The sequence below is a fragment of the Ideonella lacteola genome, from assembly GCF_038066555.1.
GTDB lineage: Bacteria > Pseudomonadota > Gammaproteobacteria > Burkholderiales > Burkholderiaceae_C > Ideonella > Ideonella lacteola.
Map to the genome: position 1 here is coordinate 764,592 of NZ_JBBUTG010000001.1, position 14,308 is coordinate 778,899.

Genomic DNA, 14,308 nt, shown 5'->3' on the forward strand with positions numbered 1-14,308 from the left:
AAATGGAACCGGTTCCGCCAGGGTATTTGCCGAGGCGGGCGCGTTCCAACAGGCGGCACTGTGATCAGGCCGCCGGCGAGGGGCGGGGCGTGATGGCGATCTGCGGGGCCTCTGGCTCCAAGGCGTGGCTCCGTTTGGTCGGGCCCGGCTCTTCCAGCCCCGCGCGCAGTCGAGGCAAGGCCTGCGGGTGTTCGCGTTGCACGAAGGCGATCAGCGCTTCGCGCAGCTCGCAGCGCAGGTCGAAATTGGGGCCCGAGCCACTGGAGCTGACGAGGATGCGCACCTGCATCGCCCGATCGGAGGTGTCGGTGACCTGCACGACGCAGACCCGACCATCCCAGTGGCTGGAGGCACGGCACAGCCGCATGGCCTCTTGTCGGATGGCCTCGACCGGCAGGCTGAAGTCCAGCCAGAGCATCACCGTGCCCAGAATCTGGGCGCTGGTGCGCGTCCAGTTCTGGAAGGGATGTTCCATGAACCAGCTCAGCGGGATGATCAGCCGGCGCTCGTCCCAGATGCGCAGCACCACGTAGGTGGCGGTGATCTCCTCGACGCGGCCCCATTCGCCTTCGACGATCAGCACGTCGTCCAGCCGGATGGGCTGGGCCAGCGCGATGTGCAGGCCCGCCAGCAGATTGCTGAAGACCGACTTCGCCGCGATGCCGGCCACCAGGCCCACCACCCCCGCCGAGGCCAGCACGCTCGTCCCGAGCTGCCGGGCGCGCGGAAAGGTCATCAACACGAAGGCCAGCCCGGCGACGAGCACGGCGCCACTGGCGATGCGGGCCAGCACACGGGTCTGCGTCTGGATGCGCCGCGCGGTCAGGTTGTCGCTCACCTCGGCAGGGTGCAGCTGGATCACACCCTCCGCCACGCCCTGCACGGCGGAAACCGCAAGCCAGGTGAGCATCAGGATCACCATCACACCGTTCAGGTGTTCGACGAACGCGAGCCCCGGTTCGTCCTGGGGCATGCCTTGCAGCGCGATCTGGATGGCGACGATGGGAACACCCCACGAGGCGGCCCGCTTGCAGCGGCGCGCGACGGCCTCGGTGATCACCGATCGGCTGGCCATGCGCCACACGATGGGCCAGATCAGACGGTGGGCAACGGCCGAGCCGGCGACGATGGCGACAGCCACCGCCAACAGATGCCACCAGGCATCGGAGAGCAGGTTGATGGACACAGGCATGGGAACGACGGCCTTGCGGGGCGATCCGCAACCGCCGGCAACCGGCGTGCCTGGAATGGGCCGCGCAAAGCCCGGCGGCCTCGGCGGCGGCGCTCAGCTGGCCGGCGGCTCCGGGCTGGGGCCCACCGCCTCCCGGTAGGCATGCCAGCTCGCATGGCCCACCACCGGCCCGATGACCAGCAGGCCCACGAAGCCCGGCAGCATGCCCAGCACCACCAAGGCGGTGAGCAGGGCACCCCAGCTCAGCATCACGCCCGGCTGGGTGAGCACGAGACGCATGCTGGTCAGGCCGGCGGTGATCGCATCGGTCGGCCGGTCCAGGATCATCGGCATCGCCACCACGCTCACCGCGAAGATCAAGCCGGCGAACACGCCACCCACCACCAGGTAGGCGACGATGAAGTTCAGGTTCTCTGGTTGCAGCAGGGCGAGCACCGAGCCTTGAAAATCCGGCATGCCGTCGAAGCTCAGCGCAAAGACCACCAGCGACGCGCGGCCCCACAGCATCTCCAGCACCAGCAGCACGAAGCCGAAGATCGCCAACGTGCCGGTCTGGATGGTCCACGCCGTGCACGAGGCTGCCAGGCTGGGGCGCTCGCCTCGCTCCAAGGCGCGGCTCACGTGGTACAGGCCCAGGCAAAGGAAAGGGCCAAGCAGCAGGAACCCAGCCGACAGCGCCAAGGTGTACGCCGGGGCATGCCGGAAGACGCCGAGCAGCGCCCAGCCCATCAGCATGAACGCTGCACCATAGAAGAGGCCGATGGCCGGCGCCCGGGTGAAATCGCGCCAGCCTCGCGCGAGCCAGCGCCACGGTGCCGACCAACCCAGCGTGTTCAGCGGCGGCGTCAATGCGACGTCGCCCGGCGGCGCCGGCTGTCTCTCGGGATGGGGCAATGGTTCTGCGCTCATCGGCCGCACGCCTCCTTCGCTGGCAGCGTAGGGGCGTGCGGGGCCCGCGTCCAGCGGGTCGACACCTAGTCAGGCTCAGCTGTGAGCCACTTGTGCGGGGTTGGCGGAGCGTAGGACTGGCGTAGGCTTGGCACGCGGCTCAAGGGCCGGTGCCAAGCGATTCGATGGCCGCCGTGGGCGGCTTACCAGCCGATGGTGTAGGTCACCGAGACCGGCTGTGAGGTGTGGATCGACGGGCTGAAGTTGCCGGCGTCGTCGTACGAGAAGCCATAGGCCAGCGCGTTGACCGAGTGGTCGTGCCAGAACTTGGCGTACCAATTGGCGCGTTGACCCTTCGTGTAGAAGTACTTCGAAGTCCACCAATCGCTGAAGCCACGATGGGCCACGCGGCGGTTCAGGGCGGCGCACACCTGGGTCTGGATCTGCAACTGCTTGGCCACGTCGGTCGTGCCGCCGCTGGCGTCGTCAAGCAGGCCGTTGCCCAGCATCACCATCGAGGTGGTCGGCTTGCCGTTGATGAAGTAGACGCCACCGTCGGCGTCGGTGAAGCGGAACGTGTCGCCCACCACGCGGCCGGTGAATGGCTTCCAGCCGTTCTTCAGGTCGATCACCAGGTCTTCATGGCGGTACTGCTCCCACACCTCCGAGACGTAGTCGTCGAGGTAGTCGCCGTTCGGCTTGCCGGCGCCGAACGTGGCGTGGGCCGGGGCGATGATGCGGTAGGGCGCATACGGGGGCTTGGCCAGGGCGGCGAATGACTTGGGCAGGTCTTTCTTGAAGCTGGCGATGAGCTGGTCGCGGCTTTCGGTCAGGGGCTCACCCACGGTCTGGCTGAAGCCGTCCAGGCCGGTGACCTTCAGGTTCAGCGGGAAGCCGAAGTGGTCGACACGGGTGGTGTTGATGAAGATGCCCGGGGGCGAACCGTTGGTGCGGTTGATCGCGAACTCACCGAAGTCGAAGGTCACGTCGATGTTGGGATCGTCCGGGTTCTCGATGTTCGCGCCGGCGTAGGCGACTTTGCCGTTGCCGTCGGTGTTGATCAGGATGTACATCGGGCTGCCCACGCTGAGCATGATGCGCGCCGAGTTGATCGGTGGGATGGTCACCGACTTGGTCTGGGCCAGGCTGTAGAAGTAGTTCGAATAGCCCTTGCCGTTCTTCACCAAGGCACCGTTGTCGGACAAGGCCATGGGGACGAGGCGGCCGGTGTTGTCCACATGCACGAACTGGTCGGTGTTCCAGTCCTTGCCGATGATCGCCCAGTAGACGTCGGCATCTGCCCAGCGGCCCTTGGTGCCGTTGACGATGTTGAAGGTGGTCAGGCCGTTCCAGGTGCTGGTGCCGTTGCCGGTGAGCGTGTATTGCGCCGACGCGGGCGTCGAGTTCTTCAGGCCCTTCTTGACCGCGATGGCCTTCACCGTGGTGTTGCCCGAGATTTCGAGCGGGAAGCCGAAGATGGGGGAGTTCTCGGTGGGCTTGCTGCCATCAAGTGTGTAGTGCAGCGTGGCGCCGACAGTGGCGCTTTGCATGGTGACGCGAATGTGGGTGCCGTACGTTCCGCTGGGCAGCGAGAACACCGGCGGCTTCACTTTGTCGGCGGCTTCGGCTTCAACGCCCTGCGGGGAGAGGTCGGCGGCGGTGATGGTCTGGGCGTGCAGCGGCGTGTGCGCCACCATCAGGCCCATCATCAAGCCCATGGCGAGGGCCATGAACCTCTTGGTGTACAAGTTTCGATCGTTGAATCGCATCGACAGGTTTCCTTGGGAAGATGGCGTGCAGACCCGGCGCACCAAGCGACGGGTGGGCGACGCAGTCACGGCGTGAACAGCTCAGCAGGCCGAATGAAAGCGCTTTCATGATAGGCTGGGTCCACTCTCCGCGCTGTGTTTCTTTGTATCGCTCGCGACGAGCCCCTCGTCCTCAGGCGCCTCTCGCCCCGGGGTCTCGGGGGCAGGCGACGCCAAGACACCATTCGCCGCCTGCGCAACCCCAGCCTGGTGGCTGCTGGGGTTTCACTGAGGCCGTGGGCGGCGCCTGCCTGCACGCTCCGTTCAGTGCTTGTTCGTCTGCTGGACTCGCTCGGCCACGAATGCCGCATAGGTGCGCATCGGGCGGCCCAGGATCTGCTCCAACTGTTCGACGGTACCGGCCGCGGGGATCTGGCCCACCTGCTGGATGCCGTCCATCATCAGGCGCAGGTCGTACGCCATCCACGCCGGGACGCCGTTCTGCATCAACTGCGCTTCGAAGGCGCTCACATCGTTGCCGCAGTAGGCGATCGGGCGGCCGAGTGCTTTGCTCCAGACGGCCGTCGCCGATTCGCCCGTGAGCACATCGCGGCCGGCGATGTCCAGCGTCACGGAGGGCAAGGGCTCGGCAGCACGGTCGCGGCGCAGAAGCTCAGCGACGGCGATGTCCGCGATGTCGCGTGCGTCCACCATCGCCACCCCTTTGGGGCCGATCGGCATCGGGAAGACACCATAGCCTTCGATGACCTGCTGGATGGAGATGTCGTTTTGCATGAAGTAGGCCGGGCGCAGGATGGTCGCCGGCATCTTCAGCTTCTCGATCATGCGCTCCACCGTGTGCTTGCTGGCGAAGTGCGGAACGTTGGGGTACAGGTCCGCATGAATGACCGAGAGGTAGACGATGCGCTCAATGCCGGCCTCGCGAGCGACGTTCAGTGCTTGAAGGGACTGGGTGAGTTCGTCGGCCGCCAGGGCGTTCAGCAAGAACAAGGTGCGCACGCCGGCCATGGCCTGGCGCAAGGTCGCGACATTGTTCAGATCGCCGACGACGCTGTTCACGCCGTCTGGAAGGGACGCCTTGCCCGCTTGACGGACCATGGCGGTGACGCTGGCGCCGTGCCGGGCCAGCCCTTCGACGACGAGGGAACCGATGGTGCCGGTTGAACCGATGACGAGGATGCTCATTTCAAACTCCGAGGATGGGAAAGGGTGGGGTGAGGGGAAAAGTTGTCGTGGCCTGAAGCCCAGGCGGTGCTGTCGTCGCCGCGCTACCCGGCCAGGGCGCGAGCGGTTTTCGTGTCTGCGGTGGTCATGTCCGATTCCTTTCGAATTCAGTGAGCACAGACGAAAGATAGGCTGTTGCATCGGATAAACAAAGACTAGAAAATGAAGACATGCCGTCTCGAATTTGGAACGCATGGACCTGAATGCCCTGGTGGACTTCAACCTGGTGGCGCTGCACGGCGGCTTTGGGCGCGCGAGCCGAGCCAGCCGCCGCTCCAAGGCCACCTTGTCTCGCCGCGTGTCCGAGCTGGAGGACCAGCTCGGTGTGCGGCTGATCGAGCGCAGCGCCAAGGGGCTTGAGTTGACCGAGGCGGGCCAGCAGTTGCTCAGCCGGACCGAGGGCCCCCTTCACGAGGTGGTCGACGCGCTCACCTCGGCGCGTGAGGGCAGCGGAAAGGTCAGCGGTCGGCTGCGGGTCGCCGCCCCGATCCTCTTTTCGCAGTTGGCCATGGGGCGGATCTGCGCCGATTTCCGAACGCGCTACCCGGAGGTCACGGTCGAGGTGGTGGCCGAGGACCGCGTGGTCGACCTGGTCGAAGAGCAGTTCGATGTGGCAATCCGTCCCAACCCGCGCGCGGACACCGCGCTAGTCGGGCGCTGCTTTGCCAAAGACCGGCTGGTGGTGGTGGCAGCGCCGTCGATCGCCAGGCCCCCCGAAGGCAGCGAGCCCGTACCCGTGCCGGCCATCGTCAGTGCGTTTCGCACCGGCGACACCTGGGCCATCGACGGCGGCGCGCTGACGATCGAGCCGGTACCGGTGCTTCGGCTGTCGTCGATGCTGATGCTCAGAGACGCGGCGCTGGCCGGCGCGGGGGTCGCGCTCGTACCTCAGTCCATCGTATGGAATCAACTCACGACCGGTGAGCTGGTGCAGTGGGGCGCCGTGGGCGACCGCGACGTGGAGCTGTGGGTGCTGCACACCTCGCGCCGCCTGGCGAGCCCGAAGGTGAAGGCCTTTGTGGACTTCATGGGCTCGCGCTATCCCGACGGCACCCTGGTGCTGAGCGGTTGAGTGGTTGAGCGGTTGAGCGGTTGAGCGGTTGGGCGGCTGGCCGAGGGCGGCGGCTGCGCGAAGCGTGCGTGCCATCGGCCCGAGGATCCGCGCCCCTGCCACCTCTAGAATTCACCGATGACGGCTGCGATTCTCAATGTCTCTGCCTACCGCTTCGTGCCCCTGGATGCGCTCGAAGCGAGGCGCCAGCGCCTTCACGATGACGCGCAAGCCGCGGGCCTCAAAGGCACCGTGCTGCTCGCCGAAGAGGGCATCAACCTGTTCCTGGCTGGGCAGGCTCACGAGGTGCGAGGCTGGCTCGAGCGCCTGCGCAGCGATCCTCCATTTGCCGGGCTCGATGCCAAGGAAAGCTGGAGCACCGAGGTGCCGTTCCAGCGCCTGAAGGTCAAGGTCAAGCGCGAGATCATCCGCATGAACATGCCGGCGGTGAGGCCCTCTTCGGGGCGCGCGCCGGCCGTCTCGCCCGCCACGTTGGCGCGGTGGCTTGATGCCGGGCATGACGACGAGGGCCGGCCGGTGGTGACGCTCGATACCCGCAATGGCTTCGAGGTCGACGCAGGGGCTTTCCGTGGCGCCATTGATTGGCGGCTGGAGCGCTTTTCCGACTTTCCCGCGGCCCTGGCCGCACACCTCGATGAGCTGGCCGACAAAACGATCGTCAGCTACTGCACCGGCGGCATCCGCTGCGAGAAGGCGGCGCTGGTCATGCAGGAGATGGGGTTGTCGCACAGCTATCAACTTGAAGGCGGCATCCTGCGCTACTTCGAGTTGACCGAAGGAGCCCCTCATTGGCAGGGGCGCTGCTTCGTGTTCGATGAGCGCGAAGAGCTGGCCGCCGATCTGTGCCCCGAGGCATCCATCGCCCCCGATCGGGCCACCGCATGAAGATGCTGCTTTGGCGCGCCTTCGGCGTTCTGTTGATGCTCACCGCACTGGCGGTGCCTTTGGCGCGTGCCCCGGATCGACAGGTCGAAACCCTGGTCGCCCGCTGGGCGCCAGCTCCGTCGGACTTCATCGAGGTCAAGGGGCAGATGGTGCACCTGCGCGACGAGGGCCCGCGCGACGATCCGGCGCCGCTCGTGCTGATCCACGGCACGTCTGCCAGTCTGCACACCTGGGAGGGCTGGGCCACGGCGCTGCGGCCTCAACGCCGCGTCATCAGCTTCGACCTGCCGGGCTTCGGCCTGACCGGCCCCTTCGTGGCCAAAGGCGCCTACTCGCCGGACGACTACCGCGGCGACACCTTGGCGCGCTTCACCCTGGACCTGCTCGATCAGTTGCATGTGCAGCGGGCCGTGCTGGCGGGCAACTCCCTGGGCGGTGAGATCGCCTGGCGGGTGGCCGCGCTGGCCCCGGCGCGGGTGGACAAGCTGGTGCTGGTCGATGCGGCGGGCTACGACTTCGTGCCCGAAGACATGCCTGTGGGCTTTCGCATCGCCCGCTTGCCGGTCTTCAGTGCACTGAGCGAATGGTTCCTGCCGCGCGGTCTCATCGAGGCCAGCGTGCAGAGCGTCTATGGTGATCCTTCGAAGGTAACGCCGGCCCTGGTCGACCGCTATTTCGAGCTGACGCTGCGCGAGGGCAACCGTCACGCTCTTCGCGTGCGCATGCAACAGCTCGAGCCCGGAAAGGATGCCGGTCGCATTGCCGGGCTGAAGATGCCCACCTTGATCCTGTGGGGCGGCCGTGATCGCCTCATCCCACCCGCCAACGGGCAGCGGTTCGGCCGCGACATTGCCGGGAGCCGGCTTGTGGTTTTCCCGGAGCTGGGCCATGTGCCCCAGGAAGAAGACCCGGCCCGCACCGTCGAGGTTGTAAAGGATTTCATCGGCCAGAAGTGAGTGCCCCGGCCGCGGGCAGACCCCCGCGGGAACCCCGTTGCCAGCGCGCGCCGGCCGACGCAGCATGGGCCCCATGTGGTTCAGCGTGATCTCCTGCGCAGCGGTGGGCTGGCGCTACCGTGCCGTGCGGGTCTTGGGATCCGTGGCGGCGGGCTGGTGTGTGGCCAGCTTGGCGCAGGCCAGGGGGCCAAGCCCGGCCGCCGCGCCGTGCCCGGATCGTCCGGTGCTGGTGGCGTTTTATGAATTCGGGGCGCTCTACACGGCACAGAGCAGCGACCGTTCGGGTGGCTTGGCTGGCTCGGGCATCGACATCGATCTGGTGCGCGAGATGCAGCGACGCAGCGGCTGCCGCTTTGAAGGCGTGACGATGACGCGGGCGCGCATCTGGTCCGAAATGGAGGGTGGGCGCTTGGACATGACCACCTCCGGCATCGCGACCCCCGAGCGCGAGAAGCTCTACGTCTTCGCCCCGTACATCCAGCTCAAGCACCATGTGTGGATGCTCAAGGACCACCCGCTGGTCCGTGGTGGCCTGGCCGAGTTCCAGGCGAACGCCGCCTGGCGCTGGGGTGCGGTTCGCGGCTACAAGCACACCCCGGCCTACGACGCCGCGCTCGACCAGGCGCGCAGCCGGGGCAGGGTGGTGGAAGCGACGGACGATGTCGGGCTGCTGCGCTTGCTGGCCGAGGGCACCGTCGATGCGGTGATCGGCCACTCGGTGGTGATGCGACGCTACGCGGCCGAACATCCACGCAAGCCGCAACTCGTGGCGCTCGACTGGGCGCCGCAGCAATCGGTGGTGCCGGAGGGGATGGTGCTGTCTCGGTCGCGATTCAGCGACACGGAGTTGGCCTATTGGCGCGGCCTGGTGCGCGAGATCGTGCGCGACGGCACGCTGGCGCGCATGGCGCGCAGGCACGTAGCCGAAGACGAGGTGGCCGAGCTGGTGCCTCGCGACTGACCCGGACGCGCCCTGCCGAATCGCCCCGCAAAAGCGCCCCGAGAAAGCGCCCGTTTGATCAGCAGCAAATAGGCAGCATGAGAGGGGCGATTTCCCCTCGACTTCGCCCATCGCCCGTCTTCACGCCGAGTGAACATGCGCCGATAAGCGCAGGGTGCCGAATGTCAGCGGCACGTCGCTGCATGGCAAGGAGCCCCATGAACCCCTCTCGTCAAATACGCTGGACCGTGGGCCGCAAGCTCGCCCTCGGCTTCGGCGTCACTCTCTCATTTCTGATGGCTGTGGCCGCTTTCGGTTTGTACGGCATGTGGTCGATCAACAGCGGGCTGACCGAGATCGTCGAGGTCAACAACAAGAAGGCCCGCTCGGCGGTGGCGATGCGCATCGCCGTGAACCAGGTGTCGACCCAGACGCGCAACATCGTGCTGCTGAACGAGAACCCCGAGAAGATGCAGCAGGAGGTGGACAAGCTCAAGACGTCGCGCGATCGCTACGACCAGGTCGAGAAGGAGCTGGGGGCTGCGATTGCCAGTGACGCCGAGCGCGTGCTGTTCGATCGGATCGTGAAGCTCAGAGAAAAGGTGCGCCCTCTCAACAGCCGGGTGGTGGAACTGGCCACCAAGAACGAGACCGTCGACGCCACGAGCATCCTGGTGAACCAGGTGGCTGCTGCGCAGAGTGAGTGGCTGGCCGCGTTGGGCGAGATGGCCGACCTGCAGGACAAGCTGACCGACCAGACCGCCGAGGCGGCCGAGGCCTCTTACGCGGCGGTGCGTCTGCAGATGCTGGTGCTGGCGGGCGTGGCCCTGTTCGTGGCCTCGGGATTCGCCGCGGTCATGGTTCGCGACCTTCTCCGCCAGCTGGGTGGTGAGCCCGCCTATGCCGCCGAGATGGCCAACCAGATTGCCGCCGGCAACCTGGCCATCCGGGTTGAAGTGAAGCCCGGGGATCAGCGGAGCCTGTTGTACGCCATGAGCCGCATGCAGACCGCACTTGTTCAGGTGGTGGCCTCGATCCGCAGCGGTGCTGATTCGATCGCGACCGGCTCGAACCAGATTGCCACGGGCAATGCCGACCTGTCACAGCGCACCGAAGAGCAGGCCAGCAACCTGCAGCAGACGGCGGCGTCGATGGAACAACTGACCTCGACGGTGAAGAACAACGCCGACACCGCGCGGCAGGCGGCACAACTCGCCGCGCATGCCAGCGCCCGCGCCCAGCAGGGCAACGAGGCGGTGCAGCAGGTGCGCGGCGCGATGCAGGGCATCGAAGCGGCGGCCACCAAGATCGGCGACATCATCGGCGTCATCGACGGCATCGCCTTCCAGACGAACATCCTGGCCTTGAATGCGGCCGTGGAAGCGGCGAGGGCGGGCGAAGAGGGCCGTGGTTTCGCGGTGGTGGCCGGCGAGGTGCGCAGCCTGGCGCAGCGCAGCGCCGAGGCAGCGCGTCAGGTGAAGACCTTGATCGTCGACAGTGGCGAGAAGGTGGCCGCCGGCGGCGAGCATGTCGTCTCGGCATCGCGCACCATGGAAGAGATCATGGAAAGCGTCCGCCGGGTGAACGACCTGATGGGCGACATCGACGCCGCCAGCAACGAGCAAAGCCAGGGCATCGATCAGGTCAGCCAGGCCGTGGCCCAGCTTGATCAGGTCACGCAGCAGAACGCAGCGCTGGTGGAAGAGTCGGCCGCCGCGGCCGAGAGCCTGCGCCACCAAGCCGACTCGTTGGTGAGCAGCGTGTCGGTGTTCCGACTGGACGAGGCGCTGGCCTGATCGGCGCGCCGGCGAATCAGACGGGCTTCTGGCCCGTCAGCAAGGCCAGCACTTCGGAGTGGAACTCGCGCTGGTAGAGCACGAAGATCACCATCGCGGTGGCTGCCATGCAGGCCAGTGGAGAAAAGAACCAGGCGATGGCCGCAAAGGCCATGTAGTAGGCGCGAAGGCCGTCGTTGAAGGTCTCGGCCGCCAGGCCCATCACCCCGCCTGCGCGCTGCGCAAACGCATCGCGCTCTTCGTCGGTCCACGGTGCGTCGAATTCGGGCGCTGAGGCGACCAGCAACGCGCCGAAGGTGTATTGGCGCATGCTCCAGGTGAAGCGGAAGAACGCGTAGACGAAGATCGCCGTCAGCATCGCCACTTTCAGGTCGAACACCAGCACGGAGGTGCGTGCCGCGAAAGGAATCTCGCGCACGAAGTCGTTTGCCTTGTCGGTGGTGCCCAGCACCGCCAGCAAGCCGCCGATGATCAGGATGGTGGTCGAGGCGAAGAACGAGGGGCTGGTGGAGAGGTTCTGCACCGTCACCCCGTCGACCACACGGTTCTCGCGCGCGGTGGTCTGCCGCATCCACTGGCGACGGACCTGGTTGGTGGCTGCCAGCACAGAGGGATATTTCTGGCCGTGCCGCCGAGCGAATTGGGCATAGCCGATCCACGCGGTGAAAAAGCCGATCACGGCCAGCCAGTCGATCAGCGGCAACACGCTCAGCGCGTCCAGGGTCAGTCTCATGGGCTCGACTGTAGCGGGCCGGTCACGGCAGGCGGCGCCGAAGCGCCGCCATCATCGGCCGATCAGAGCTTGAGAGTCGTTCGGGCGTGCCCGAGCGACTCTCACGCGCTCAGCCCATGCGGGCGAGGTCGAACACCAGCACGTCGGCCTGCCGGCCATGCGACAGCGTGAGCCGCGTCTCGCCATCCAGCACCACACCGTCGCCGGCACGCAGCGGCTGGTCGCCATTGAGTGTGATCTCGCCTTGCGCCACGTGCACGTAGGCCAGCCGGCGGGGGTCGAGGGCCAACTCGGCGGATTCGTCGCCATCGAACAGCCCGGCGCGGATGGCCGCATCGGCGTTCAGCGTCACTGCGCCGTCCCGGCCGTCGGGCGAGGCCACCAGGCGCAATTGGCCACGCTTGTCGGCGTCGGCGAATGCCTTCTGCTCGTAGCCCGGCTGCAGACCGGCGCTCGCCGGCAGCAGCCAGATCTGCAGGAAGTGGGTGCTCTGGCCCTGCGCGTGGTTGAACTCGCTGTGCCGCACGCCTGTGCCTGCGGTCATCCGCTGCACTTCACCCGGGCGGATGGCGGCGCCGTTGCCCATGCTGTCTTTGTGGGCCAGCTCGCCTTCCAGCACATAGCTCACGATCTCCATGTCGCGATGGCCATGGGTGCCGAATCCGGTGCCCGGCGCGATGCGGTCATCGTTGATCACGCGCAAGTTGCCCACGCCCATGTGGGCGGGGTCGTAGTAGTCGGCGAACGAGAAGGTGTGAAAGCTCTTGAGCCAGCCATGGTCGGCAACGCCGCGGTCTTCGGCCTTTCGTACGGTGATCATCTGTGGCCTCCAGTGTTGGGGTATGTCGCCAATGTAGGCATCGGCCCTGGTTTTCGGGCCGCGCTGGCTCGAATCGACCTTTCAAATAAGATGAAGTCGATGGACCGACGCAGCGCTTTGACCCCCGACGCCCTGGCGATGATGGACACCATCGCCCGTACCGGCAGCTTTGCCGCCGCCGCCCGCGAGCTGGGCAAGGTGCCTTCGGCGCTGACCTACAGCGTGCGCCAGCTCGAAGACGCGCTCGATGTGTTGCTGTTCGACCGGCGCTCGCGCCAGGCGCAATTGACCGCCGCCGGCGAAGAGCTGCTCAACGAAGGCCGGCGCCTGTTGGCCGAGATGGACGCGGTGGCGCAGCGTGTGCGCCGCGTGTCGACCGGCTGGGAGGCCGAGCTGACGATCGCGGTCGACGATGTGCTGTCGCGCTTGACCATGCTGGAGCTGTGCGAAGCGTTCTACGCCTTGCGCCCGAGCGGGCCGAACGAGCCCGGCCCGGGCACGCGGCTGCGATTGCGCACCGAGGTGCTCGCCGGCACCTGGGAGGCCTTGGTCTCCGGCCAGGCCGACCTCGCGCTCGGCGTGCCGGCGGACATGCCGGCGCCGCCGGGCATCGAGATGAAGCCCTTGGGGGCGATGCCCTTCGTGTTCGCGGTGGCGCCGCACCATCCGCTGGCCTCGCTGCCTGAACCGATCGGTGACGACGAGATCGTGCGACACAGGGCGGTGGCGGTGGCCGATTCCGCCACTCGTTTGACACGCATCACGGTGAACCTGCTGCCGGGGCAGGACGTGCTGACCGTGTCGAGCATGCAGGCCAAGATCGAGGCCCAATTGCGCTGCCTGGGCTGCGGCTTCGTGCCCGAGGTGCTGGTGCGTGAGCACGTTCGCCATGGCCGGCTCGTGGTCAAGCAGGTCAAGCGGCAGCGGCGGGTCGGTGGCATGGCCTACGCCTGGCGCAGCGCCGCCGTGCCCCAGCCGAAGAAGGCGCCGCAGGGGCTGGCCTTGCAGTGGTGGGTGGAGCAACTGGCCAGCCCGGCCACGCGCCAGGCGCTGCTGGACCGGCATCACCCCCAGCACGGCCTGCGCGGCTGCGAATGAGCCTGCCCGCGCCCGGCGCGGCCGGCTACGTCGGCCGCTTCGCTCCATCACCCACCGGGTTGCTGCACGCGGGCTCGCTGGTGGCGGCGCTGGCGAGTTGGCTGGATGCCCGCGCCCACGGCGGCCGTTGGCTGGTGCGCATCGAAGATGTCGACACCCCGCGTTGCGTGCCAGGTGCCGACCGCGAGATCCTCCGGCAACTGGCCACCTGCGGCTTGCTGCCAGATGGCGACCCGATCTGGCAGTCGGCCCGGTCGAACCTGTACCAGTCCGCACTCGATCAGCTGTGGAATGAGGGCCAGGCCTACCCCTGTGCTTGCAGCCGCAAAGAAATCGATGAAGCGTTGGCGGCCCTGGGCGTGCAGCATGAGCGGCACGGCGAGCGGGTCTACCCGGGCACCTGCCGTGGTGGACTGCGGGGCCGCGCGGCACGCGCCTGGCGCGTGCGCACCGACGCAGCCGGCGGCACCGACACGCTCATCGACTGGCACGACCGACGCCTCGGAGCCCAGCGCCAGAACGTGAGCGCGGAGGTGGGCGATTTCGTGCTGCGGCGCGCCGACGGCCTGTGGGCCTACCAACTGGCCGTCGTCGTCGACGACGCGGCGCAGGGTGTCACCCATGTCGTGCGCGGCGAAGACCTGGCCGACAACACCCCGCGTCAGATCCACCTGCAGCGGCTGCTGGATCTGCCCACGCCGGCCTACCTGCACACCCCCCTCGTGCTCGCCGCCGACGGGCAGAAGCTGTCCAAGCAGAACGGCGCCGAACCGCTGGATCTGGCTGATCCGCTGGCGGCGTTGCGCCGGGCCGGAGAAAGCCTGGGCCTGCCACCTCTGCCGGCGCAAGCGGCCCTGGCCGACTGGCTGGCCGCCGCAGTGGCCGCCTGGCGCCGGCTGCATCCCTGAACGCCGGCGGGTGGCGCCGCGGGACGG

General features: G+C 67.3%; 13 protein-coding genes. 7 read left to right on the forward strand and 6 right to left on the reverse strand.

Annotated features, from left to right (window positions below; translation table 11 throughout):
• Positions 1-64 precede the first annotated feature (64 nt).
• The 4 genes from AACH06_RS03275 to AACH06_RS03290 form a co-directional block, all read right to left on the reverse strand.
• Positions 65-1,192 (reverse strand): mechanosensitive ion channel family protein, encoded by a 1,128-nt coding sequence (locus tag AACH06_RS03275; RefSeq protein WP_341424165.1) that lies wholly within the window; start codon positions 1,190-1,192, stop codon positions 65-67.
• A 93-nt stretch (positions 1,193-1,285) separates the two neighbouring features.
• Entirely contained in the window at positions 1,286-2,101 is an 816-nt protein-coding gene (locus tag AACH06_RS03280) for a DUF2189 domain-containing protein (protein ID WP_341424166.1), read from the reverse strand.
• A 182-nt stretch (positions 2,102-2,283) separates the two neighbouring features.
• Complete coding sequence (locus AACH06_RS03285) at positions 2,284-3,810, reverse strand: beta-1,3-glucanase family protein (RefSeq protein WP_341424167.1); 1,527 nt, start codon at positions 3,808-3,810, stop codon at positions 2,284-2,286.
• 342 nt (positions 3,811-4,152) lie between these two features.
• Positions 4,153-5,034, reverse strand: a complete 882-nt coding sequence (locus AACH06_RS03290) for an NmrA/HSCARG family protein (protein WP_341424168.1) — start codon at positions 5,032-5,034, stop codon at positions 4,153-4,155.
• Between the two features lie 232 nt (positions 5,035-5,266).
• Between AACH06_RS03290 and AACH06_RS03295 the strand changes: the two genes are divergently transcribed.
• The 5 genes from AACH06_RS03295 to AACH06_RS03315 all read left to right on the forward strand — a co-directional run bounded on the left by AACH06_RS03295 (position 5,267) and on the right by AACH06_RS03315 (position 10,722).
• Complete coding sequence (locus AACH06_RS03295; protein WP_341424169.1) at positions 5,267-6,145, forward strand: LysR family transcriptional regulator; 879 nt, start codon at positions 5,267-5,269, stop codon at positions 6,143-6,145.
• Between the two features lie 117 nt (positions 6,146-6,262).
• On the forward strand, positions 6,263-7,030 hold the full coding sequence (locus AACH06_RS03300) for a sulfurtransferase (protein WP_341424170.1): 768 nt from the start codon (positions 6,263-6,265) through the stop codon (positions 7,028-7,030).
• The gene (locus AACH06_RS03305) at positions 7,027-7,986 is read left to right on the forward strand and encodes an alpha/beta fold hydrolase (protein ID WP_341424171.1); all 960 of its coding nucleotides are present in this window, start codon (positions 7,027-7,029) and stop codon (positions 7,984-7,986) included. Before AACH06_RS03300 ends, AACH06_RS03305 begins: the two co-directional genes overlap by 4 nt.
• A 73-nt stretch (positions 7,987-8,059) precedes the next feature.
• Positions 8,060-8,947 carry a substrate-binding periplasmic protein gene (locus AACH06_RS03310; protein ID WP_341424172.1) on the forward strand — a complete coding sequence of 296 codons (888 nt, stop codon included), beginning with the start codon at positions 8,060-8,062 and terminating at the stop codon, positions 8,945-8,947.
• A 197-nt stretch (positions 8,948-9,144) separates the two neighbouring features.
• Positions 9,145-10,722: a methyl-accepting chemotaxis protein gene (locus AACH06_RS03315; RefSeq protein ID WP_341424173.1), complete on the forward strand. Its 1,578-nt coding sequence runs from the start codon at positions 9,145-9,147 to the stop codon at positions 10,720-10,722.
• Between the two features lie 16 nt (positions 10,723-10,738).
• Here the strand turns inward: AACH06_RS03315 and AACH06_RS03320 are convergent, their stop codons facing one another.
• Together AACH06_RS03320 and AACH06_RS03325 are read right to left on the reverse strand one after the other, a co-directional pair.
• Positions 10,739-11,455 carry a DUF599 domain-containing protein gene (locus AACH06_RS03320; protein WP_341424174.1) on the reverse strand — a complete coding sequence of 239 codons (717 nt, stop codon included), beginning with the start codon at positions 11,453-11,455 and terminating at the stop codon, positions 10,739-10,741.
• Between the two features lie 109 nt (positions 11,456-11,564).
• Positions 11,565-12,275, reverse strand: coding sequence for a pirin family protein (locus AACH06_RS03325; protein ID WP_341424175.1), 711 nt, complete (start codon positions 12,273-12,275; stop codon positions 11,565-11,567).
• A 99-nt stretch (positions 12,276-12,374) separates the two neighbouring features.
• Here AACH06_RS03325 and AACH06_RS03330 point away from each other — a divergent pair, with 99 nt between their 5' ends.
• Both AACH06_RS03330 and gluQRS read left to right on the forward strand, forming a co-directional pair.
• Positions 12,375-13,373: a LysR family transcriptional regulator gene (locus AACH06_RS03330; RefSeq protein ID WP_341424176.1), complete on the forward strand. Its 999-nt coding sequence runs from the start codon at positions 12,375-12,377 to the stop codon at positions 13,371-13,373.
• Complete coding sequence (gene gluQRS, locus AACH06_RS03335) at positions 13,370-14,281, forward strand: tRNA glutamyl-Q(34) synthetase GluQRS (RefSeq protein ID WP_341424177.1); 912 nt, start codon at positions 13,370-13,372, stop codon at positions 14,279-14,281. The genes AACH06_RS03330 and gluQRS overlap by 4 nt, the downstream gene beginning before the upstream one ends.
• Positions 14,282-14,308: the final 27 nt, after the last annotated feature.